General features: G+C 50.4%; 21 protein-coding genes. All 21 read right to left on the reverse strand.

Annotated features, from left to right (window positions below; translation table 11 throughout):
- Positions 1 to 103: 103 nt before the first annotated feature.
- The 21 genes from H9Q13_RS00660 to H9Q13_RS00760 all read right to left on the reverse strand — a co-directional run bounded on the left by H9Q13_RS00660 (position 104) and on the right by H9Q13_RS00760 (position 23784).
- On the reverse strand, positions 104 to 541 hold the full coding sequence (locus H9Q13_RS00660; protein ID WP_191181830.1) for a hypothetical protein: 438 nt from the start codon (positions 539 to 541) through the stop codon (positions 104 to 106).
- 228 nt (positions 542 to 769) lie between these two features.
- Entirely contained in the window at positions 770 to 1276 is a 507-nt protein-coding gene (locus H9Q13_RS00665) for a hypothetical protein (protein ID WP_191181831.1), read from the reverse strand.
- A 159-nt stretch (positions 1277 to 1435) separates the two neighbouring features.
- Positions 1436 to 2089, reverse strand: coding sequence for a DNA alkylation repair protein (locus H9Q13_RS00670; RefSeq protein WP_191181832.1), 654 nt, complete (start codon positions 2087 to 2089; stop codon positions 1436 to 1438).
- A 107-nt stretch (positions 2090 to 2196) separates the two neighbouring features.
- On the reverse strand, positions 2197 to 2496 hold the full coding sequence (locus H9Q13_RS00675) for a HigA family addiction module antitoxin (protein ID WP_191181833.1): 300 nt from the start codon (positions 2494 to 2496) through the stop codon (positions 2197 to 2199).
- 11 nt (positions 2497 to 2507) lie between these two features.
- Positions 2508 to 2789, reverse strand: coding sequence for a type II toxin-antitoxin system RelE/ParE family toxin (locus H9Q13_RS00680; RefSeq protein WP_191182632.1), 282 nt, complete (start codon positions 2787 to 2789; stop codon positions 2508 to 2510).
- A 147-nt stretch (positions 2790 to 2936) separates the two neighbouring features.
- A complete protein-coding gene (locus H9Q13_RS00685) occupies positions 2937 to 3110 on the reverse strand; it encodes a hypothetical protein (RefSeq protein ID WP_191181834.1) in 174 nt (57 codons plus the stop codon).
- On the reverse strand, positions 3107 to 3481 hold the full coding sequence (locus H9Q13_RS00690; protein WP_191181835.1) for a hypothetical protein: 375 nt from the start codon (positions 3479 to 3481) through the stop codon (positions 3107 to 3109). Before H9Q13_RS00690 ends, H9Q13_RS00685 begins: the two co-directional genes overlap by 4 nt.
- 112 nt (positions 3482 to 3593) lie before the next feature.
- Complete coding sequence (locus H9Q13_RS00695; RefSeq protein WP_191181836.1) at positions 3594 to 4190, reverse strand: hypothetical protein; 597 nt, start codon at positions 4188 to 4190, stop codon at positions 3594 to 3596.
- Positions 4191 to 4312: 122 nt separating this feature from the next.
- Complete coding sequence (locus H9Q13_RS00700) at positions 4313 to 4672, reverse strand: hypothetical protein (RefSeq protein WP_191181837.1); 360 nt, start codon at positions 4670 to 4672, stop codon at positions 4313 to 4315.
- A gap of 82 nt (positions 4673 to 4754) precedes the next feature.
- Positions 4755 to 5129 carry a methylglyoxal synthase gene (locus H9Q13_RS00705; protein ID WP_191181838.1) on the reverse strand — a complete coding sequence of 125 codons (375 nt, stop codon included), beginning with the start codon at positions 5127 to 5129 and terminating at the stop codon, positions 4755 to 4757.
- A gap of 184 nt (positions 5130 to 5313) precedes the next feature.
- On the reverse strand, positions 5314 to 6504 hold the full coding sequence (locus H9Q13_RS00710) for a threonine synthase (RefSeq protein ID WP_191181839.1): 1191 nt from the start codon (positions 6502 to 6504) through the stop codon (positions 5314 to 5316).
- Positions 6505 to 6567: 63 nt separating this feature from the next.
- Positions 6568 to 7473: a LysR family transcriptional regulator gene (locus H9Q13_RS00715; RefSeq protein WP_191181840.1), complete on the reverse strand. Its 906-nt coding sequence runs from the start codon at positions 7471 to 7473 to the stop codon at positions 6568 to 6570.
- 71 nt (positions 7474 to 7544) lie between these two features.
- Positions 7545 to 7790 carry a hypothetical protein gene (locus H9Q13_RS00720; RefSeq protein WP_191181841.1) on the reverse strand — a complete coding sequence of 82 codons (246 nt, stop codon included), beginning with the start codon at positions 7788 to 7790 and terminating at the stop codon, positions 7545 to 7547.
- A 115-nt stretch (positions 7791 to 7905) separates the two neighbouring features.
- Positions 7906 to 10638, reverse strand: a complete 2733-nt coding sequence (locus H9Q13_RS00725; protein WP_191181842.1) for an alpha-L-rhamnosidase-related protein — start codon at positions 10636 to 10638, stop codon at positions 7906 to 7908.
- Between the two features lie 491 nt (positions 10639 to 11129).
- A complete protein-coding gene (locus H9Q13_RS00730) occupies positions 11130 to 12305 on the reverse strand; it encodes an aldose epimerase family protein (protein ID WP_191181843.1) in 1176 nt (391 codons plus the stop codon).
- 24 nt (positions 12306 to 12329) lie between these two features.
- The gene (locus tag H9Q13_RS00735; RefSeq protein WP_191181844.1) at positions 12330 to 13904 is read right to left on the reverse strand and encodes an alpha-amylase family glycosyl hydrolase; all 1575 of its coding nucleotides are present in this window, start codon (positions 13902 to 13904) and stop codon (positions 12330 to 12332) included.
- 167 nt (positions 13905 to 14071) lie between these two features.
- On the reverse strand, positions 14072 to 16540 hold the full coding sequence (locus tag H9Q13_RS00740; protein ID WP_191181845.1) for a glycoside hydrolase family 31 protein: 2469 nt from the start codon (positions 16538 to 16540) through the stop codon (positions 14072 to 14074).
- A gap of 107 nt (positions 16541 to 16647) precedes the next feature.
- The gene (locus H9Q13_RS00745; protein WP_191181846.1) at positions 16648 to 17736 is read right to left on the reverse strand and encodes a SusE domain-containing protein; all 1089 of its coding nucleotides are present in this window, start codon (positions 17734 to 17736) and stop codon (positions 16648 to 16650) included.
- 74 nt (positions 17737 to 17810) lie between these two features.
- On the reverse strand, positions 17811 to 19415 hold the full coding sequence (locus H9Q13_RS00750; protein WP_191181847.1) for a RagB/SusD family nutrient uptake outer membrane protein: 1605 nt from the start codon (positions 19413 to 19415) through the stop codon (positions 17811 to 17813).
- Between the two features lie 11 nt (positions 19416 to 19426).
- Positions 19427 to 22729 (reverse strand): SusC/RagA family TonB-linked outer membrane protein, encoded by a 3303-nt coding sequence (locus H9Q13_RS00755; protein WP_191181848.1) that lies wholly within the window; start codon positions 22727 to 22729, stop codon positions 19427 to 19429.
- A gap of 14 nt (positions 22730 to 22743) precedes the next feature.
- Positions 22744 to 23784 carry a FecR family protein gene (locus H9Q13_RS00760; protein ID WP_191181849.1) on the reverse strand — a complete coding sequence of 347 codons (1041 nt, stop codon included), beginning with the start codon at positions 23782 to 23784 and terminating at the stop codon, positions 22744 to 22746.
- Positions 23785 to 23959: the final 175 nt, after the last annotated feature.

Raw genomic sequence — 23959 nt, forward strand, 5'->3', positions numbered from 1 at the left:
GCCACCTGGTGGAGCGGTCTGCTAATGTCGATCTCTGTCAATACGTCTACCAATTTCGATCTTTTATGAAGTATGGGCAGTTGAGGAAGGGGTACTTGCGAGGCTAGGCGTTTTGCGTATGGTAAGCCGACTGTTTGCCGGTGGCCAGTTTCCCGGCGATGTAGGCCATGGGAATATACGCCAACCCCAGATCAACTATGGCAAACCAGACAGGCGAGGGGAGCAGGAAAACATTGGTAATGCCACCCGCCAGGAAAAAGAAGCCTATGCCCAGCGCAAACTTCATTTTGTGGTTTGCAGCTATTAAGGCAGCCAGAAAAGCACCGGCAAAAGTCCCGAGCGCATGCGCCAGGAAAGGCATCAGAAAATGCTTTGGCTCGAACAGGTGCATGGAGGCGGTAAGCCCTTCCATGGTGGTCACATCCGCTCCGTTGGGCGGTGGAATGATAGACTCGCTAACCATGATAATGCCCATGTTCACGACGCTGCCTACGATAAGGCCTGCCAGAACTGCTAAAATGTTTCTTAGAATTGGGTTCATGTTATACATCTTGAAGGTGGATACTCAAATATAGTCATTGAAAGAGCAAGTAGGCAATCATTTTCGTCCTGCCATGTGCATTAAACGGGGTACTTCTTTTACTCCCAGCACAATGCGAACGCTTTATCCGCTGGAGTTTAGGTATGGTGCAGTAAGCTTGTTCTTTGTTGAGATGCTGACACCTCTGTGCTGCTTCCTTATCAGGAAAGTCGTTTCTAATAAGTAGGATTAGGGTTCTCTTAACTCATATACTGCGCTTAGCTTTTCTGATAAAATTTTGCCTGTCTTTAATGCGTTTTCTCTATCTGAAAAAAGAAAAGAATAGACAGGTGTGGGGTTATCCGAGTACAGGAAAACTTTGTATGCATGCACTGTTCCTGACCATGTCGGACTAATTCCGTTGGGCGTATGGGTAGTCCTGTGCTTTACGGGCATAACAGCTATTCTTTTGACATTGGGCAAATCCTTCCATTCTCCGAATTGATAGCCCAAAATGGAAATATAATCTCTCACCCTGTTTTCGGTGAACTCTATTTTTGTGCCGTTGTATGAAGACACTATGGTGATACCAAGCAAAATAGCTGCTACCCCGATATAAATAGATTTTTCTAAGGAGCTATCACCTTCAAAAATGGCGTTACCGGCTATCGCAACTATACCCGCAGCTATAAATAAAACTCCCAATAGATGGGGGCCAGAAAAAAGGCTCCTGCTTCTGAAGTTATAGTATTTCATAGGGTTCCTTTTAAAACTTGGGTGGAGAATTCATTATTTCCCCGTAGGTCAATCAGGGCGCCTTTTAGGGATTAAAATTTGATGGAGCGGATTGGTGGAAGTTGCCTACTAAGTAGGGTATGCACTATACACGAACTTGTTGGCAGAGGTTTTTACTTATTAACTCTGTTTGGCAATGCTTAGATAGTGTTTACGCAACTGAGGGGCGAACTTTTCAATGGCAAACCTTAACGTCACTTTCGGCATAGTGGCAGCATGCTTATTCAAAAAGGCTTTCAATCTGTCTTCATCTCTTTTACCCGCTTCTCGTAGCCAACTTCCTACAGCGGTTTGCACGAAATGTTCGGTGTCATTTACCAGCAATTCCGCAATCTTGAATGTGTCATCAATTTCATTTTTTCTAATGAAATAATAAGTGCTTACAATAGCAGTCCTACGCTCCATTGGTGCCGTGGATTTTGCTAATTCATAAAGTGGCTTTCTGTCTTTGTCGTACAGATAACCGCCCACTACATAAGGGGCTGCTCTATCTACCATTCCCCAATCATCGATATAGGTATGGTTTTCTATGTAGGCGCTGTAAATTTCACTTTTCTCACAAGTTGTCGTTTTCTTATTTCGCGCTTTCCAGTCTAATATTGAAACTGCTCCAAGGCGGTGATCAGCATCTTCAGTTTTAAGCAGGTTAATCACCTCTGACACTGGCATGTACTGAAATTCTTTTGATAGTGAGAAAATTTCCCTTTTCGGAATGCCTTTTGGATAATCTTGGCCAATTATTTTTAAGGTGTCAATGAACTCCGCTGCCGTCATCGTTATCTATCATCAAGATTCCGCTTTTATGTTTTTTCTGCTTTAGTGCCCTACGTGCTCTTGCAGCCGAAGCCCGCAGCTTAGCGAGGGGTTACAACTGCACTGGGTTAGGCTGCGTTTTTCTCAAATCGTTTTATGGATTCTAATTCATGCTGCTTGTTAGCCTTCTCTTCTTCCAAATCGTAATCATCTTGCAAACCAAGCCAGAACTTAGGGGAATTGCCAAAGTAGTAGCTTAGCCTTAAAGCTGTGTCTGCTGTGATGCGTCTGTTTCCTTTCAAAATTTCAGACACTCTGGTTTGAGGTATACCAATGTCCTTTGAAAGCCTGTAGGCTGTGATGTTTAGAGGAACAAGAAACTCTTCTTTCAGTATTTCTCCTGGATGAATATTAGGAAGTCGCTCCATTATATTTCTTCTTAGTGGTAATCAATAATTTCTACTTCTGATGCTTGACCGTTATTCCATTGAAAGATGATTCTCCATTGGCTGTTTATCCTGATGCTGTAGAACTCTCTCAGGTTCCCAGCCAACTTCTCTAATCTATTGGAAGGAGGAATCCGAAGGTCAGCAATATCCTGAGAGTTATGGAGCATTCTTAATTTACGTCTGCCAATCGTCTGAATCTCCATAGGCAGCTTTGCAACCCTTTCTCCATTCCAGATTTTTTCAGTTTCCTTGGATCCAAAAGATATAAGCATACTTACTTTTAGCGTTACTAACGTCAAAAGTAATCACTAAGTTTAATACTAAAAAAGTTTTGTGGATTTTTAATTCTTTGAAATACAGCCTAACGGTTAATACATAAAGCGAGTAAGGCAAAGCCACAACTTGATTTATGTATAGTGTTATATGGCGTTGTTCTTCTTTTTCTCTTGCTCTATTTGATGCATCACATAAGACATTGCACCGCCAGCAGATGCAATGGCAACCACACTTCCCACACCTGTGAAGTATGCTATGATTCCACCCGGTATACCTGCCGCCAGTCCACCTATTAATGCTGGTTTAATATATTTCAAGCTATTGTATTTCGTCTCCCTAAGGACTTTTTATTGATAGTGGAGTAGTCTAAGTTATCTATGATAGATTTTTTAAAGTTATCAATAAAGTTCTCCCAAAGCTGCTCTTCTTTCAATGTTACAGCTTGAAAATCGGTATTAATATCAAATTCAGATTCTATCCCAGAATCAGCAATTGCAATAGTTATGGTGCTTTTCCACTGGAGTGGGTTGAATGTGACCATATTCAATAGTGTGCTGCCCCTTTTGAACACTAATTGGTCTTGGTAGTTGCTGTGTAGGTTAAAACCTTGGCTTAAGAAGTAATCCTTTACCTTTTGTAAAGCAACTTCATTGGAGCAATCAAACTTGAAATTTAAGTTTCTTTTCATTTTTTAATTAGCATGCCATATAACGGGCCGCGTGTATGCAAAGCCTGTAGCGAAGCAAGGGTTTTGTATACATTGTGTTATAGGTAGCCTTTCTTTTAATTACTGATTTTAATTAACGATTGTATAAGCAACCTTCTCCTATCGCACCGCCACCATATTCAAATATTACACTGTCATTGTGAATGTAAACACACTCTTGATTAATCGCTAACCGTACTGAGTCATTCATAGGTTTATCTAACAGGCGAAAGTAGTATTTCCCCATTCCACTCCGCTGAAAACCAATTTTGAAGTCATCCCTTTTATCAAATGAAATACAATTTGCTTTGTCAAGCTTATTCTTTAACTCAACTAAATTGTTTTTAGTCCAACCTAGTATATTTAGTAGGCTGTCAACCTGTTTTGATTCAATATTTCGGTCTGTAAGGGTATAATAAGCGTTACCCTTAACTATGTTGAAATAGAATAGCTCATTATCGTTTTCAAATTCAATGTCAACTTTGGTGTCAGGTGGTAAAATGGAATTAAAGTAGGTTTTCGCTTGGTAAATTTCATTTCTCTTCAAGTCAAAGTTTTGCTTCAGGTCATCTAATGAATAATCTTTGCCAAAAGAGCCAAAGGCAATACCAAAAAGAATAAAAACACCAATTACGAGAGCTAGTCCAAGCGTAAACAGAGCTAATATCGCCTTTATAAATAAGTTCATCATCTTCCCATTTGTCTATACTGAAGGTTACCTATAACGGTTAGTACATGCTGCGGACGAGGCGTAGCCGAGTATAGAGCATGTGCAGGGTTAGGTGTTGAATTTTTCTTTATACACTTATCCGTTCAAAAACCAGAACATTCTACTTCTGTTACTATTCCAGTATTAGGGTCAAAATGGATTGCCGTATGAAAAGAAGCCCCACTTGTCGGGTAGTATATAGAGAATTGTTTTGGAATCCCTTTTTCAAATGATGTCCAGTATTTATAGGTTCTCTTATTGGCGCTATAGTTTTTTCCGCCCATCACAATTTTGGCTTCTTCAAGTGTCATCCCTGGTTTCACATTTTCGCAGTTTTTAACGTATAGTTCGCTGTACTCACTATCGTAATAAAATTCTTTTATAACAAAAACGGATGCAACTACACCGACTATAGCAAAGAAGAATAGAAAGATGCTGAACGTAGTTTCTAAAGCTTTCTTCATAATTCATTTACCACCTAACTACTGTATAGTAGGAGTACCTACTCCTACTATCTGCACTATCTCTATAGATTAATCTGTTGCTTTATACCTGGTCTTTTCTCTGCAGCACAATCAGATCAGCTGAGGCGCGGTTCAGGGCGATCGGGATGTTATTGAGCACTGCGGTGCGGATGAGCGTTTGGATGTCGTGCTCGTGGCCGTGTGGGGTTTCCACGTCAATAAAGAAAATCACTTTCTGGATCTGGCCCTGCAGCAGCCGGGCAGCCAGCAAAATGTCGCCTCCGCTGGGACCGTGCCCGTAGGGCTCGATGTTCATGTCCAGCAGTTCGTTGATGAGCTTGGAGGTGTTGCTGGTGCCGACCAGTTTGTAGTGCCGCAGGGCCTCCTGGTTTTCCTTTACCCAGTTCAGCAGTTCGGTTTTCTTGTTGTTGTGGGCAATCAGTGCGATAGTTGTCATAAGGTTTGAGAAATGGTATGGAGATCAACGGCGGCATGGAGCCTTTACTGAAGTGAAGATAAGGTTTTTAGCGGAATGACTGCTGTGCTTAACAGAAAAATAAAGCAAAAAAAAACCGCCCCATACCTGAGGGGCGGCTTGTAAGTTGAGTTTAGAGGTACAAATTTTAGATGGACGAGCCGGATCACAAAGCGGGCAAATTCTCCATGTACTTTTGGCCGGAGCCTGTGTTGAGCAACAGGATTTTTTCGTCCTGCATGATGTAGCCTGTATCCAAAAGTTTGCGGGCTGCCATCCAGACCGCCGCCCCCTCCGGAGCCACAAATAATCCCTCATTTTCGCCCAACTCCTTGAGCCCCACTAGCATGTCAGATTCCGTGATGCTGGTAGCTATACCGCCGGACTCTTGCAAAGTCTGTAGCATAAGCTGCTCGCCGAGCGGACGCGGAACAGCCAGTCCGTTGGCGATGGTAGGTTTGCCCACATAGTTCTGGCAGTTGGCCTGCCTGCCAGAAAAGGTCTCCACCAGGGGTTGGCAATTGGCAGCCTGCACCGCCACCATGCGGGGCAGTTTTATACCTTTGCCAAGCCAGCCCAGCTGCTGCATTTCCTTAAACGCCTTCCAGATACCGATCAGGCCTGTGCCGCCTCCGGCCGGGTAGAGGATCACATCCGGTAGTTGCCAGTTACCCTGTTCCGCTATCTCGTAGCCCATGGTTTTTTTACCTTCCAGGCGGTACGGTTCTTTCAAGGTCGACACGTCCAGCAGTTCGCCGGAACGGTTGAGTTCCTTTACTTTGGCGGCGCAGTCGTTGATGAGGCCGTCTACCAGCACCACCTCGGCCCCATACCAATAGCACTCGTCCCGGAACGCTTTGGGCGTGTGGCGCGGCATCACTACGACAGCCCGCATACCTGCCTTGGCACAGTAGGCAGACATGGCCACCCCGGCGTTGCCGGCGGTAGGTATAATGCAACCCTCCACACCATGCTCCTTGGCCTTTGAGATAGCCATGCTCAGGCCGCGGGCCTTGAAGGAGCCGGTTGGGTTCTGGCCTTCATCTTTGAGTTGGAGGGAGCTCAACTCATACTTCTTGGCCAGGTTGGTCAGTTTCAGAATAGGGGTATAGCCTTCGCCCAGGCTTACGATGTTCTGTTCGTGCAGCACGGGCAGCATTTCGAGGTAGCGCCACATAGTACCCTCACGCTGCTGCAGTGACTCTTTTTTGAAATTATCAGGTATATAGCCGGCCAGCAGCGGCATATGGCAGCAGGCCGAAACAGTCTGCTGTTCGAAGGCATCGTAAGCAATGCCACAACTTGAGCAAGTAAGGGTACTAAGGTGGCTGAGTGAGCGGTGAAGAGTGGTTTTCATATCAGATATTTACGGCAAATACCCCATCTGATATGACAAAACAAAATAGCCTTTTGGAATAGGCTATGCGCTTTTGGAATAATGGCGTTTGGTGAACTGGATGAAATTTTTGTAGGGAAAATTGTTCTCGGTCCCCTTTCGTTGAATGAAATTGAAGCTTCGTTTGATGGTCAGTCCGTTGATCGAAACTTCCACCAACTCTCCGGATTGCAGCTCTTTGACTACCGCCTGCCGTGGCAGGAAAGAGAGACAGGTATCTACCCGCACAAAGTTTTTGAGGGCCTCCGTTCCGCCCAGCCTGATCTTGATGGGCAGTTCACTTAGTTTGATCTTCTTCTTTTCCAAGGCGTCTTCCAGCACGGCCAGCGTACCGGAGCCACGTTCACGCAACGCCAACGGAATTTCGTACAGGTCTTTCAACTCCAACTGCTGCTTTTTAAGCGGGTTTCGGGAGGAGCATACCGCAATCACCTCATCGGTCAGGAAAGGAGTGTAGGTTACGTTGCTCACCTTGTTGATGCCCTCCACAATACCCAGGTCAATCTCGTGGTCGAGCAGGGCCTTCAGGATGTTCTCGCTGTTGCGGTTCTTGAGGTCAAGCTGCACATTGGGGTTCTTGAGCAGGTAAGCCGAAAGCACCGGCGGCAGGATGTAGAGCGAGATGGTGGTGCTGGCTCCGAGCACCATGTTGACTTGTGGCGAGAAGTTCTCGCTCAATTGTTTGAAGCCCTGATACAGCTCATGCTGCAGCTGCTTGGCGGCCAGCAGTTTTTCGTAAAGCAGCTTGCCAGCAGGTGTCAGCACCACACTGTTGCCCAGGCGCTCAAACAGACCGGTTTTGTAGAACTCTTCCAGCGCCTTCACATGCTTGCTGATGGCCGACTGGCTGATAAACAGCGTCTGACTGGCCTTGGTAAAACTGAGCAGCCGCGCCACTTCCATAAATATCTCGTGCCGGTGAGAGAGCATACCTGGTCATTGGGTTTTTGCAAGTATAGCAAATTGTGCCGTGGTTCCTATAAGTCAGGCCACGAAGAAAATCAACTTTGTGATGACCCTATCTGCGATACCAGTTCTTCATCCGATACCGCTTCCATCCAGCCTTTGGCCAGTTGCAGGCGCACCGTCTGGGCACCTCCGCTGGGCGTACAAACCACGGTCACCTCGCCATTGGAGTCTTCGGTCAGCTCGGCAGCTTTGTCTGCGTTTTCCTTTGATAAGTTACCATAAGCCTGCACGCAGGTCCAGGTAGTGTTGTCGTTGTCGGTTACTTCGCGTTGTGTCATTTTCGTGTTTTAAGGTATAGGCTATACTCCATTTGCGCAAGTAAGATTCGCCGCCACAAAAAAGACCGCCCCCATTTTTCAGGGAGGCGGTCTCTAAATCTGTCAGCAATAGCTTTTACTGCACCCGGATCAGTCGCAGGTGGTCGATCATGGCCTGGTTGATTTCCCCGTTCATGTTCTCGTTGGCAGGCTCGAAAGTGAGTGACAGCTGGTGTATGCCTTTCTCCAACCGAACCCATACCTTGTTGGTATAGCCCCAGTCGCTCCATTCGCCAATACCGCGTTGTGGCAGCACGATGGTGCCAGCCAGTTCAGTTCCTTTTTTGAGGGTGCGAATGGCAGCTTTGTTGTCGGTGTTGATCGGGCCGTTGCCGTTGGCGTAACGGAAGTCGATGGCATACATACCTGTTTCCGGCGCAGTTACTTTGAAGTTGACAGTGGTGTTCACCTTTTTGCTCAGCTCCACAAAGCCCTTGCCCGTGAATCCTTTGTAAGGTTGCTTGGCTGGCTTAGCAACTTTCTCAGCTTCGTATACCTGTTCCAGCGCGGCGGCATAAACCGCAACCGGCTCACTGGCAAACGAACCGTAGCCGGCAGCGTCGGTGGCAATTACCTGGTACTCTGCAAAGTCGCCGGCCTGCACGGCTATACCTGTCTCGGTGGTCTGCTGCGTGGCCTTCCCGTTTTTGAGCACGGTATAATTGACAGCGCCTTCCACTGGCTGCCAGCTAAGTTTGCCATTGGCAAAAGTTACTGTTGGCACAACCGGCGAAACGTGGTGCGCCACTTTGTTCTGCTTGCCTTTGTTACTTATCTCATTAGCCAATACGATCATCACTTTGTGGTTACCCGAGAGGCTGGCAGGTATAGCAGCAACTTCCAGTGGCTGGCCATCCAGCGTGATGGAGCTGATCTTGTTGCCAAAACCCTGCATCTCGATGTCGAGGATCGCGTTTCTATACCTGAAATTGGTGAGTTGCCGGTTGCCTTTGTAGCTCTCCGGCACAAAAGGCTGGAATACCAGTTTGTCTGCCTGAAAATCCATCCCGAATAACAACTTGTAGGTCATGCCCAGGTAGCCGGCCACACTCCAGAGCTGACGGTCAGAGTTCACCTGCGTGCCGGCATAGTCGCCGTTGCTGGCCACAAAGTTCTCTTTATTCGTTAGGAACAAAGCGGCAGGGCGGTACAGGGCATTCAGGCTTTCGACTGTGGCCAACTCGTTCCCGGTTTTGGCAGCGGCCAGCGTCCAGTAGGCCTGCACAAAAGGCCAGATGCCATTGTTATGGTAAGGCGGGATGTTCGGAATCTGCGGGAAAATGCTCGGAATACCAAACTCGTACACGGGCGTGCTAGCTACAATTTTCTGCGCCTTCGCATCATCTGCTATACCGAACAGCACAGTGAGCGCCTCGCCCAGCGCCTCGGATCGGGGTGAAAGCGACAGGTAATTGCGGCCATACAGGTACTGCCCATAGTAGCCTTTTTCTTCCTGCCACAGCTTATCATTTATACCTTTTTTGAGTTGCGCTGCCAATTGGCTATACCTGTCGGCGGCTTGCTTATCCTCCAGCAAATCAGCCATTTTGCTTAGGATGATATTCGCCTGGTAGTGCACAGCATTCGTTCCCAAATTTTGAGAAGCGTAGATATCGGCCGGCTGCATCCACTTGGGGTAGGTTTGCTCGCGCCAGTCCAGAAAAGAAGACTCGCCGCGCATCAGGTTTGTCTTCTGATCGAAGGCGTTGAGCAGGTCATCTTCCACGGAATTGCGGATAATCTCATAGGATTCACGCAGCCAGTTCTGGTCACCGGTTACCGTGTAGATTTCCCAGGCGGCCGTGGCCCATACAATACGGTCGGTCGACACTGGATACGCCCCGCCTGTGCCCGTGTCCTGGATGATGCGCTTGTTCTTCACCTTGCGCATCAGGCTTTTGCGGGCTATCTCCGGCTCGATGGCGGCCAGGCCGAGTATCAGACTGTAGCTGATGTCGCGGGTCCATACGCCGGCCCATTCTTTGCCCGTCCGGAAGGTACTGTCGGCTTCGATGTTCTTCACCACCTCTTCCAGGGTCATATTATACAGGGCGTCGGTGAGCACATAGTCAGACTTGTATTGCGGGTAGCGGGCAATGGGCAGACTCAGTTTCCAGTGCGATGCCGTGAACTTCTCCTCGCGGTGGGCATTCATGTTGAGCGTCACTTCATAGATGCCATCGCCATCCGGGTCTTTCAATTCCATCCCTTCGCGGCTGGCGAGGTTATCGAAATCCCAACTGAGTGGAGAGGAGTTGCCAGCGATGTAAACACCCTTAAAATCGTCTTTGTATACCTTGCTGCCGTTGTAGGCGGTGTAGAATCCGTCTTTCTGAAAAGCGGCCAGCACCTCGCGCATGTCCAAACGGACGGTGAGTGGGGTGTTGGGTGGCAGAAACGCTTTAGCAGGTGCGGGTGCCGTGGCTTTGAGCTGCTGTCCGAATTTAATGACCGGCGTCTCGCAGCTACCGCCTTCTTCGGCCAGGCATACGAACTGGTGGTCCATACCGGGCGGCATCTCATTGTCCTTGCTGTTGATGCTGAATTTTAACATGATCTCCGGCGACTGAAACTCATTGGCCGGACTTTGGTAGCTCGACGTGATCTCAGTCGGGGAGAGGGCCTTGGCTACGTGATCGCCCTGTACCACCCGGTCAGGGTATACGGCGTAGGCACCGGATTGCCAGATCGCTTTGTCTGTACTGGCGGCTGTAGCGGTTGTGCTTGTGTCAGGCTGTTGCGTTTTGCAGGCGGTTGCAGTCATTAAGGCTGCCATGCCGATTGTTTGTATGTAGCTGTATTTGGTCATAGTTAGTTTTAATGTTGTATAGCTTGGCTTGGCCAGCCGGGCCCTACTTTTTTTCTTGATAAAAAAAGTAGGCAAAAAAATCAAGACTCCCCAAACTCGCTGAACGCTCAAACAGTGGGTAGTCATTTTGGTGCACCTGGCTCAAGCCGTTCATTTCATAGCATGCGTGCAAGTTAGTCTTTTAATGTGTACTGTACCGGTGGTGTATGCTATAGAGTTTATACATATGAATTTGCAGCTACAGAGTCCCCTCCTTGGACTACTGAGCACGCGAGCTCGAAAGTAGCGAGCGTAGCTCTGAGGGGCAGGGATGGCAAGGCTTGGTATCGCAAAGAATGATTGGCAGCTACAAAAAGTCCCCCATTAAAGTCGAAGATTCCGGACATGATTCGGAAGGGTAAGGGGATGACAATCGTGTACGAGAATCCTGCCAATCCTTTAATCCTGAAAATCCTTGGGGTAGGGGCCCTATGTAGAGATTCAGACGATCTCTACTTCACCCCAAACTTATACACCGTCGTCTCACTGTACTTCTCACCCGGCCGGATGATCGACGAAGGAAAGCTTTCCTGGTTTGGAGAGTCTGGGAAGTGCTGGGCTTCGAGGCAGAGGCCGGCGTAACGGTTATAAGTTGTGTTGCTGTGTCCGGTTAGGGTGCCATTAAGGTGATAGGCGGTATAGAATTGTATACCTGGTTGCGTGGTGTATACCTCCATCACTCGTCCGGTGCCTGGGTCTGCCACCGTGGCTGCGTGTATCAGGTTTTTGCCTTCGTTCCGCACTACGTAATTCAGGTCGTAGCCGTAGCCCTGCAGATTTTCGATGCGGTCACCCACACGGGTTGGGCTCGTAAAATCATAAGGCGTTCCTTCAACAGATTTCAGCTCACCGGTAGGTATAAGCGTTTCGTCGGTGGCCGTAAACCGATCCGCATTAATCATCACGACATGATTGAGAATATCCTTTTCCTTGCCAGCGCTTAGGTTGAAATAGCTGTGGTTGGTCAGGTTGACCGGCGTGGCTTTGTCGGTGGTAGCCTCGTAGTCAATCTTCAGACCGTTGTCGTCGGTCAGGGTATAGGTTACAACGGCCTTCAGATTGCCAGGGTAGCCTTCTTCCCCGTCTCTGCTCAGGTAGGTCAGCCGAATCGCATTCTCAGCCGGCACTTCCTCCGCTTGCCAGACCACGCGGTCGAAGCCGGTGATGCCGCCGTGCAGGTGATTGGGTGCGTTGTTGGTGGCCAGGGTATAGGTCCTGCCATCGAGCGTGAACTTGCCTTTGGCAATACGGTTGGCGTAACGGCCCACAATGCCACCAAAATGCGGATCGTTGGGTACATAGCCGTCTACGCTGTCGAAACCCAGGGCAATTTCGCCCATATTACCCGCCCGGTCGGGCGTCTGGATCGATGTCACGATTGCACCGTAGTTGGTGATCTTCACCGTCATGCCGCTGGCGTTGGACAGGGTATAAAGGTGTAATTCCTGTCCGTCAGGGGCAGTGCCGAAGGGCTGTTTTTCGATTTCCATTGAGATAGGCGATTCTGCGGTAGTTGCGGTTTGTTCCGTTTGCTGTTCGGGACCGGAGCAGCCTGCCAGACCTGCCGCACCCAGGCTTCCGAAGAAAGCCAGGGCCAGCAGAGAAGGGCAAAGTATTGCTTTCTTCATAGGTATTGATCCGTCAGGTATAGCTTACTTTTTCAGGATCAGGGAGCTGTAAGCCGGTAACTGCGCGGTGCCTTTTGTCAGTTTGGCTTCGTTATGCTGATGCATGACCTGCGTGTGTTCCTTCAGGTCGGCAGGTATAGGTACAGTGACGGCAGTGCCTGACAGGTTGTGCAGCACGAGTACCGACTCACCGCCATGCGTCCGCACGAAAGCGCTGATCGCCCGGTTGTTCACGTTCACCGGTTCCAGTTCGCCAAGCGAAAGCGCCGGGCTGTTGTTGCGCAGCCTGATGTAGTTTTTGTAGTGGTTCAGCAGTGAGTTTTTGTCCGCTTCCTGCACAGCTACGGGTGCCACGGTCTGTTCGGTGCTGTACTGTGGTTTTACCCAAGAGGTACGGCATTCATCCTGCGCTTTCACGTCCCATAGGAAAGGCTCCCTGATCTGCTCATCCGGCTTCTTGCCTTTCATGCCAATTTCCTCGCCATAGTAGATGTAAGGAGAGCCCGGCAGTGTAAGCAGCAAGGCCGCGCCCATTTTGGCTTTGTTCATGTCGCCGTTCACTTCGCTCATGATGCGGTTCTGGTCGTGGTTGCTCAGAATGGTGGCGTCAATGAAATCGGGGTTCACGTTTTTGTAAAACGCCATGATGCGGTCGTGGTGAATAGCCAGTGAGTCGCCTGTTCCTTTATTGAGGGCTTCCAGCATTTTCCAGCTCATCTCGAAGTTGAAGAGGGCAGGCAGGCCTTTGGTATAAGGAGCTACTATATCGGCCTCGGCCCATACCTCGCCCACCAGGTATACGTCTGGCTTCACTTTCTGCATTTCGGCTCTGAACTCTTCCCAGAACTGGTGGTTGTCGGCTTGTCTGTCATCTGTGAAAATATGGCGGGCAGCATCCAGGCGGAATCCGTCCACACCTACTTCCTCCAGCCAGTAGCGGCCAATCTTATAGGCTTCCTGGCGCACCTTGGGGTTATCGAAATTGAGGTCGGGCATACCACCCCAGAAGAAGCCGTAGTATTTGTAGTCGCTGCCCTTTACCTCATGCCATTGCTTGACATTGTGCGAGTCGTCGCCGGTTGTTTTGCCCTCGCCCTTGGTTTGCGGGTCGTCTTTGTGCGCCCACACATAATAGTCGCGGTACGGACTTTTCTCGTTTTTGGCTGCCTCTACAAACCAAGGATGATCGCTGCCCGAGTGGTTGAGCACCAGGTCGATCACGACTTTGATGTTGCGCTTGTGGGCCTCGTTCACAAACTCCTTGAAATCCGCCATGGTGCCGTAGTCCGGGTGGATGCCGTAATAGTCGGTCACGTCATACTTGTGGTAGGAAGGAGAGGGGCTCATCGGCATCAGCCAAACCCCCTGTATACCTAGTCCGGAGAGGTAGTCGAGCTTAGAGGTCATGCCTTTGATATCGCCGATGCCATCGTTGTCGGAGTCGCAGAAGGATTGCACGAAGATCTCGTAGCTAACGCTGCGCGGCCATTCGCTGGCTTTGGCTTCTGGCTGCGATTCGAGCTGGGAAGGAGTGCTGCAGCCTGTGGCCAGGTATAGCGCAGGTATAAGCAACAGATGGTGTAGGTTTCTTTTTTTCATGTTTGTTAGTGTTTATCCCAACCCAGCCCTCCCCTAAGGACAGGGAAGTGGGGGTAGGCATTATGGTCATTTTTTTATCTTCAAAGGAGCTTGTGTGAGTGCGTCCGGTGCATAAAAAGGTAACTCAATCCTGAAAATTCATTTAATCCTATAAATCCTGATTCAGACTAAAAGTTGATGGTAAAGCGACCGTTGTCATTTCGCACCACCAGGCTGCGCACGCTATACCCGATTCTTGGGTTGGCCGTGCCCTGCGGATCGAAGCGGGTAATCGGGTCGATGAAGGACGCGAAGTCATCTTTTGTATCGGCTTTTTTGCCGTTAACTTTAAAGCGGGCCTTCTCATCATAGCCGTGCAGCATCACTTTCACGTGCTTAAACTTGGTTTTGAAGTTTCCTTCCGCATCGCCGAAGGTAATGGATTTGCGGCGCGGGTCGTAGGTGATGGTGCGCTTGTAAAAGCCGCCTTTCTGGTAGTCGTAGCTTTCCCCGTCGTCCTCGTAGTACACAAAGCTGTTGGCCACATCGCCACGGTACACGTGCACGGTCAGGGTGTCGGTGGGCATCTCACCGGTGTGCTGCACCAGCGACTGCATCGGGATGATGCTGCTTTCCTTCACGTAGATCGGCAGTTTGTTGTACTGCACCCCAATCATCTCCTCGCGGTTGCCCTGCTTTACTTCACCGGTCCAGAGGTCGTACCATTTGCCCTGCGGGAAGTATACCTTGCCATAATTCTTTGTGCTCTCAAAAGGCATGATCAGGAAAGCCTTGCCGAATTGGTACTGCGACTCGAACTCGCCGTTGTATACCTTGTCGTCGTGGGTATAATCGATGGCCAGGGTGCGCATGAGCGGCTGGCCAGACTGCGTTGCCTCGTACATGTTGGAGTAGATGTAGGGCATCAGTTTATACCGCAGACTGATGAAGTTACGGGCAATTTCCGTTACCTCCTCGCCAAAGGCCCAGGGCTCCGCAGAGCGGGTGTTGACGCCGGTGTGGTTACGGAAGTAAGGCGTGAAAGCCCCCAATTGAATCCAGCGGGCAAACAGACCCACCGGCGCGTTTCCGGTGAAGCCGCCAATGTCCATGGCCGAGAAGGCTACACCCGATACGCCCAGGCTGTTGAGCAGGCGTATACCTAAAATCATGTGACTGTCTTCGGCGCGGTTGTCTCCGGTCCAGATGGCGGAGTAACGCTGCGAACCCGAAAAACCGGCACGAGAAAGGATAAACGGACGCTTGTTCTGCATGTGCTGGCGGGCACCTTCGTAGCTGGCGCGGGCCATCTGCAGACCATACACGTTGCGACCTTCCTTATGCGTGGTGATGTTGCCTTCGAAGTTGAAGAGCACGTTGTTCGGCATTTTCTGCCCCCAGGTGGCAATCTCGTTCATGTCGTTCCAGAAACCATCCACACCGGTCTCGGCAAAGAACTTGATCTCTTTTTTCCACCACTCGCGGCCTTTCTGGCTCGTGAAATCCGGGAAGTGCGTCCAGCCTGGCCATACCTCGCCGGCGTAATACTTGCCGTCCGGATATTTCAGGAACACGTCATCTTTCACACCACGCTCATAGGCGCCGTAGCCTTCCTCAATCTTGATGCCCGGGTCCACGATCACGGTTGTCCGGAAGCCCATGTCCTTGAGCTTCTTGTTCATGGCAGCTGGATCAGGGAAGCGGGTTTTGTCCCAGGTGAAAAGCTTGTACTTGTCCATGTAATGGATGTCGAGCGTGATGCCATCCGCCGGGATTTTCTTCTCGCGCAGGGTCTGGGCAATGCGGAACACCTCCGTTTCCGGGTAGTAGGAATAGCGGTTCTGCTGGTAGCCCAGACTCCAGAGCGGCGGCAGTTCCATGCGGCCCGTCAGGAAGGTATAGGACGTGATCAGGTCAGCCAGTTTGGTGTGGTAGAAGAAGTAGTAATCCATCTCGCCGCCCTGCGCCCCGAAGGAGGAAAAGCGGTCGTTGCTGGCCCCGAAATTGAAATCGCTCTGGTAGCTGTTATCGAAGAAGATGCCGTAGTTGAGGCCGTTGTGTATCCCGATGTAAAAAGGGAAGGTGGTGTAGAGCGGGTCCTGCCCGGTGGTATAGGCATAAGCGTCGGTGTTCCAGTTGGTATAGCCACTGCCTCTTCTGTCAAGGCCGCCGGTTTTCTCGCCCAGCCCGATGAAGCGCTCGCCTTTCTGCATTTTCTTGTAGGTGGTCACTTCCTCGCCTATCCAGGAAGTGGTCAGGCCTTCCTCGTCCTGGTTGATCACCTTGCCATCGCGGGTATAGAAAGCCACCGCAAACGGGTTTTTGGTGATGCGGGCCTGTAGCGAGTCCGTCTGTATGGTGACCTCTTTATCATTTTGGGTAATGTTTACTTTAGCCTGCTGCGGCTGCGTAACCACGGCATAGGAAAAGTCTTTGCCGAGTGGCTGTTTGTCCATGCGCACGCGCACCACGGTAGGGGTGTATACCGTTACTTCCACATGCGCATTCTGGTCGGTGTTCATCGTGACCTTCTGAGCCGAAATGCTCACCTTGCTGACAGCACCAACACCTTTCACAGGGCTGTTCTGCGCCAAGCTCGGTAAGCTGATGAATGTGGTTAGCAGAAGTACTGCCAACGTTTTGTAAGAAATCTTCATAGGCGGATATTTTGTAAAGGAATTGGAAAATACGTTCTATCAGACATGAAAAAACCCGGCAGAGCGGAGCTGCCTGCCGGGTTTAATATGTGCACGCCATCAAATAATTATTTTTTGATGAACACGTAGTGACCAGTAAGGTCGTTGAAGAGAATTTGGTAAGTACCTGCACTTACTTTCAGGTTTTCGCCACCCTGCTTGCCTTTGCCAAACGGGTTGGTTTCTTTACCCTGGTCAGTTCCCCAGTTCACATCCCAGTTCGGAGCGTGTCTGAACTTCAGCTCAGTGTCAGCGGCGAAGGTATGCATCAGGCTCCAGGCATGCGGGTTAAAGCTGGTCTTTTCCATCGGCACGATCGTACCCCAGCCGTTGAAACCACCGATAATACCAACGGAGGCAAAAGTTCTGGCTCCGGTTTCGTTAAATGGCGTAATGCTGAAAGTGTTGTTGCGCAGGTCCAGGTTCACGGTGTAGTAACCGGTAGATGGCACCGTAAAGGTACCCGGGTCCGGGTCAGCCTCTGTTTCGCGGAAGGCCACGCCGTTGCTGCCGTTATTGCCCCACTGCGGCGCCCATTTGCCCAGCATACCCAGGAACTTCAGGTTACCGCCTTTCAGAGGGCCTGTGTAGGTATAGATGAAGATATCCTGCTCGCTACGGTACATTGGCGTTGCCTTGGTGTTGTCCCAACCGCCCTGAGTGGCGTCGCCTACCATGTACACGGTCGCATAAGGCGGCTCTGTCAGGTATGGCGTCACTTTCATCGTGATCACGTTGGAGTTGACGGCAGTTACCTTATCCGAAATTTTTGAAACAACGCGGGCTTCGACATCATTTACTTTGAAAGCCGTAACCGGCAGTCTGTTCAGGAGCGTGTTGAGCTCACCCACGGTGAATTTTTTCGTCAGGACGCTCCCCATGCCCGACTCGACAGGTGCCGCAAAATTGTTGCCCTTCATGTCCAGCTGCAGGACGTAGTTCACTGCGGCCTGATAGCCATAGTCCGACGCCGTCCAGTTTAGGGTGATGGCGTCGTTGGTGGCATTCTCTTCCTTCAGTTCCAGGCTAGTGGTAGAGGCTGACAGCACCGGAGCGGTGCCATCCTGCAGGATGAGTCTCTCTTCATCCTTATCGCAGGAAAAAAGCGTCACCGAGAGGGCGCACAGTAGGAACAATTGATTTATCCAGGTTTTCATATTAGATCATTTCTAAATGTTGAAGTAATATCCCGGAGACTGGGAACAGTTGTCACCAGCCTCCGGGTTTCTTATTATCTGCCGTACCCAGGGTTCTGTGTCAGATTCGGGTTGGCGGTCAGGTCAGTAGACGGAATCGGGTAGAGCGTACGGAAGGCTTCTACGCCTCTGCCTTCAGGCACAGCACCTTTCCATGGCCATACATAGGCAGCCGACGTGAACCTGTCGTAACGGATCAGGTCAGTTCTGCGGTGTCCTTCCCACTTGAGTTCGCGGGCACGCTCGTTGATGAGGAAGTCAAGCGTCAGCTGCCCCTGTGTGATGTTCCCGGTTGTGCCATCATAGGCGCGTCGGCGAAGCTCGTTCACATAACCCAGCGCAGTGGCTACAGAACCACCGCCGCCACGCAGCACAGCCTCGGCATACATCAGGTATACGTCAGCCAGACGGAACATCGGGAAGTCAGTGTCCGGGTGGTTGCCGGATGGGTCAGAGCCTGCCTGACCTGCTCTGTTCACGTTCTTGTATTTGGTGATCGGGTAACCGTCGGTGAAGGTGAAGATGTCTTCGATTTCCAACTTCTGCCCGTTGGTATGGAACATGGCGCGCTCATCGGTGTTACCGGACAGGTCAGAGAACAGATTCACGATGTTCTTGGTGGTGCGCAAACCGCCCCAGCCCCCATTGATGCCAAAAGCGGCGGCATTCATGTTGCCGCCCACCGGAGCGTGCACCAGGTACGTCATGCCGCCCCAGGTAGTGGTTCTCATTCCGTCGAAGGTAATCGGGAAAATGATCTCCCTGGAGGTATGGTTATCCGCCAGGAACAGGTGTGCATATTCTTCCTCCAGTTGGTACTGGTTGGAGTTGATCACCTTGGTGGCATAGGTTACCGCGTCTGCATACCGTGGCTGGCCCGTGTATACCTGCGCATTGAGGTATAGCTTGGTCAGCAGGGTCCAGGCGGCTGCCTTGTCGGCGCGGCCATACTCAAAGCGGGGATCTCCCAACTCGTTTTCGATGGCCAGCAACTCGCTTTCTACATATTTGAAAAGTTCGGTTCTGCTTGTCTGCGCCGGGAAGAAAGAGCCTACACGGTCCTTCTCCGTCACAAACGGCACGTTGCCATAGAGGTCGAGGGCGTGCCAGTAGCTCAGGGCTCGCAGGAAGCGGGCCTCGGCGCGGAAACGGCGGGCTTCCTCCATATTGGCACCTGTTATGCCTCTTTCGCTTAGCATGTCGTCCGACGTTTCGCGGATAAACTCGTTGGTGAGCGATACCTGGTAGTAAATGCGGTTGTACAAGGCTCGCAGGAACTCGTTGCTTGGGTTCCAGTCCATGTCGTGGAGGTCGCGCAGGTTACCGTCGTTCCAGGCAATGATCGCCTCGTCTGTGGACAGCTCCTGTGCCTGCCAGTACTGGCGCAGGTAGTTGGAGAAGCCCTCGTCGATGCCGCTGATGTCGGGGCGTCCGGCAGGACCCTGCTGACCTGTAACCGCGTAGCCTGCATACATTTTGGCCAGGATCGGCTTGTAGTTGGCAAAGTCACGGTATACGTTTGCCGACACCACATCGAACTTTGGTTCGATGTCGAGGCTATGGTCGCAGGAAGCAGCTGACAGTGTAATAACGCCTACCAGCGCGAGATTTCTTATGAGTCTGAAATTCAGATTTTTCATGTTGGGATGAATTAAAGATTGACAGTCAGGCCTAAAGTGTAAACACGCGGCCTAGGGTAAAAGTTATTGTCTATGCCGCTTGCGATCTCAGGATCAAGACCATTGTAATTGGTGATCACGAACAGGTTCTGAATGTTGGCATTCAGACGAAGGCTGGCCTTGTCGTTCATGATGCGACCGAAATTGTAACCCAGGTTAATGTTCTCCATGCGCAGGAACGAAGCATTTTCCATGTAGTAGTCAGAGAACAGCTGGAAGTCGTTGAAATTGGTTTCCAGTACGTTCGGCGATACATTCTGCAGGTAGCCCGGGAAAGAGAAGGCTCTGTAAGCGCCGTTGTTGGAGTACACGTTGTTATACATGTAGTTGCCCACGCTGCCACGCATGATCAGACCCAGGTCCCAGTTACCGTAAGTCAACTGGGTATTAAACCCTAGGAAGAAGTCTGGCTCCGGTTTTTTGTAACGGTAGCGGTCGGCTGCGTCTATCACACCGTCTCCATTCAGGTCTGCATAGAGGCCCTCAATCGGGTTGCCCTGTGCATCGTATACCTGCTTGTACACATAGAATACATCTGGGGCATAACCCACTGTCCTGATCTGGATGTTGTTGCCTACACCACCGGCGATGCCGCCAACCTCATAACCCTCGAAATTAGGGTCTTCGATCTTGCTCAGGTTCGTGATCTCACGCTTCTGGTAAGTACCGTTCACGCCAATGTTCCAGCTTACTTTATCGGTGCTGATGGCCATGTAATTCAGGGTTGCTTCCAGGCCGCGTGTTTCCATGTTGCCTACGTTGGTCACCAACTGGTTTGTCAGGTTGGTGCCGGCAGGTATGGAGATGAGGGCAAGCAGGTCCTTGGTATCCTTGAAGTAATAGTCCAGGCTACCGTTCACTTTGTTATTGACAAAGCCAAAGTCTATACCTGCATTGTAAGTTACGGTTTCTTCCCACTTGATGCCGGTATCGTATCCTTCCGGACGCAGCAGGTTAAAGAATTGGTTGCCGAACTGGTACTGTGCGGTGTTATCGCTGACAGTATAGCGGGCCAGGTATGGGAAGAACGAACCTGGCAGATCCTGCTGTCCGGTTACACCAACACCTAACCTTAACTTAAGCTCAGAAACAGACGGAGAATTTTTAAGGAAGCTTTCCTCGTTTATTCTCCAGGCTAAGGCAAGTGCAGGGAAGGTACCCCACTTGTTCTCGTCACCGAATCTGGAAGAACCGTCTCTACGGACAGTGGCCGTCAGGATATAGCGGTCGAGGAGCACATAATTTAACCTGCCAAAGTAGGATCTCAGACGGTAGAAGTCGTTGGTTGGCAAGCCGGGCTGCAGATCCGAAAGCGGAACACCGTCAGCGTCGGTTGAGATAAACTGCGGGCTCTCGTTCTCAAACTCCTGGAAGGAATAACCGGCTGTGGCATCAATGCGACTGTTAATGCCGGTCAGGTCCTTTACGTAGTTCAGGTAGAAGTCAAACAGGCTGTTTCTTTTCTCCTGCTCGTAGCGGTTAATTCTGCCGTTGTTCGGCGCTTCCGGGGCAAAATCCGCAGGCCAGAAAGTAGACCCCTCGCTGTTGGAGCGGTCAAAACCCAGGTTCAGGTTGGCTCTCAACTCAGGCAGGAAGTGTAATTTGTAGTCCAGCTGCACATTACCAATATGGCGTTTCACCTCGCCCTGGTCGTCGCGCTGCTCCAGCATACTGATCGGATTGCGGGTAGCAAGTGGGTTATACCTGCCGTTTGCATCCAGCCACTGGAAGTAACCGCCAAATTGGTCATTACCCGAACGAACCGGCTGTGTCGGGTCGAAGGCAACGGCAGCGCCAATGGCACCCTCATCGGCAAATTTGCTTTGGGTCATGGCCCCTTTGTAGTTCAGGTTCACCGTCAGGTGGTCATCCAGGAAGCGCGGGCTCAGGTTCACCCCAATGGAACCACGCTCAAAGTTACCGGTCTTCAGCACACCATCCTGGTTTAGGTAACCGAGCGAAACGCGGTAAGGCAGGAAGCCCACCGAGCCGTCTACGCTCAGGTTGTTGTCGGTGGTGTAAGCAGTCTGGTAAATCAGGTCCTGCCAGTTAGTATTGGCAGTGCCGAGCAAATCACGTTGTGCCTGGGAGCCACGCTCGTTGATCACATTGCGAAACTCGTCAGCCGTCAACACATCCACCTTATCGCCTACTCTGGACAAAGAGTGCTGCGTCGTGAAAGTTACTCCTAATTTCTGTCCGGCTTTTCCTTTCTTGGTGGTAATGATGATTACACCATTGGATGCGCGCGAACCATAGATGGCTGTGGCCGAAGCATCCTTCAGGATGTTGAATGACTCAATATCATTTGGGTTAAGGAAGCTCAGAGGGTTGGCAGTACCGGATACACCAGAGTTGTCGATCGGAACGCCGTCGATCACGATAAGCGGATCGTTGCTGGCATTGAGCGACCCACCGGCACGAATGCGTATGCGGCTGCCGGCTCCCGGAGCGCCACCGTTCGGCGTAATCTGCACACCCGCTACCTTACCCTGAATCAACTGCTCAGGCGTAGTGATCTGGCCCTGTACGAAGTCTTCGGAGGTCACCTGGGTTACAGCACCGGATACATCGGTTTTGCGCTGCGTACCGTAACCTACCACTACTACCTCAGACAGTGCTTTAGTATCAGTTTTAAGGCTTACGTTAATAGTAGACTGGTTGCCGATAGCCACTTCCTGCGTGGTGTAGCCAATGAAGGAGAACACCAGTGTACCGCCAGAGGCGGGCACAGAAAGTGAGAAGTCGCCGTTTGCGTTGGTCGATGTGCCGCGGGTGGTTCCTTTCAGAACCACGGTTACGCCAGGCAGCGCCATACCTGTATCGTCGATCACGCGACCCGTTACGGTTACGTCCTGCTGCACGGAGACCGCAGGTTTTGTAGCCGTGCGTACAGCGTGAGCTGCAGAAGGCGCCTGCTTGCTCTTGGATATGATATAAACGCCCTTTACCTTTTTATACTCCAGGCTGTTGCTGGCCAGCGTTTGGCCCAGGAAGGCGTCCACGTTTTTGGCTTCCACCTTCGCGTCAGGCACGATCAGTTTGAGGTCCTCTGCCAGGCTGGCCTGGTAGGAGAACTGGATACCGTGTGCGTTTTTCAGATCGTTTAGCAGATCCTTGAGTGTCGTGGCCGTGTATGCCGGTCCAGAGGTGTGGTTTGCCGCAAGGTTTGGCCCTGGTCCGGGATAACCCTGAGCGGTTCCGGGCACCTGGAAGCAGCTTAAAGCCACCGCCAGACCGAGGGAACCAAGTTTCTTGGTAGATTTATAAAGCATAGAGTTATAGTGAATTATTGTAGTGAGTTAATGATGATTTTATCGTTTTGGCGAGAAACCTCCACTTCGAAAGTCTCCGCAATCGTACTCAGAATGTCGTCCAGCCCTTTTGCATCCAGGAAAGCTGTTATTCTCTGTCCCTGTAAGGTCTTGTCCCTAAAAACCACCTGGTAACCATAGTTCTGCTCCAGCATGGTGGCTACTTCTGCCAGGGTATAATCGTCAAAATAGACCTTGTCTTCTTTCCAGGAGATATAGAGTGCAGGTTTCACCTGTTTTCTTGTGATCCCGGCGTCTGTTGTTACGCTAACCATTTCGCCTGGTTTCATGTCCAGCCTGCTGCTCTTGTCGCCTTGCACCACTTGCAGGCTAACCTTGCCTGAAGCCAGCACCACTCTGTTCTCATGGCCCCAGTCATATACGTTAAATTCTGTACCCAAAACATCGATTTGTGTGCCTGCTGAGGTGGTCACTACAAATTTCTGGTTGTTCGCCTGATGTGTTACCGAAAAGAAGGCTTCTCCTTTCAGGTATACCTGACGTGGCTCATTTATAGGCCATTTTTCCGGAATAGTTACAACAGAATTTGAATTAAGTACTATTACGGAATTGTCAGGTAATTGGATAGTTCGTTTTTCACCAAACTGTGTCGCATACTCTATCCGTTGTTCTGGCTGTAGCTTCCAATACACGATGCCGCTCATGATCAGGAGCAACCCGATGGCTGCTACCGAAAGCCAAGTGCGCTCCTGCCAGAAGCTGCGCAGCGAAATGACTTTGCCTGTTTCAGGCTGAAGCCCGGTATCGGAGTGACGTGCCTCGGCCAGTTTTTGCCAAACCAGTTGCATGTCCCGGTCATATGCCTCTTCATCCGCATCTTCCTGCGATAGGAGCTGAACCAATTGCCTGGCCTCGGCTATTGTCTCTTCCTTTTCGGGATGCGCCATCATGAAGTTCTTCCAGTAAATATTGCTTTCGGAAGTGGGGTATTTCACCCACTGGATGAAATCATGGTCTGCTGCAAAGTCAGCGGCTAGCGCCTCGGTATGGTCCATTCTAGGGTTATTTGTAAAGGGCACTGTCAAAAATTATATCCGGTCTCTTTACTGTAATAGACAGCAAGCGGCAGTATTATCCCTTCGATATAAAAATATTTTTTAATTGTTAAGAAGTCGGACGTTAAGCATATACCTCAAGCCTTTAATTGCTTATACCTGGCGCAAATTGCCG

This window comes from Pontibacter aquaedesilientis, from assembly GCF_014773225.1.
GTDB lineage: Bacteria > Bacteroidota > Bacteroidia > Cytophagales > Hymenobacteraceae > Pontibacter > Pontibacter aquaedesilientis.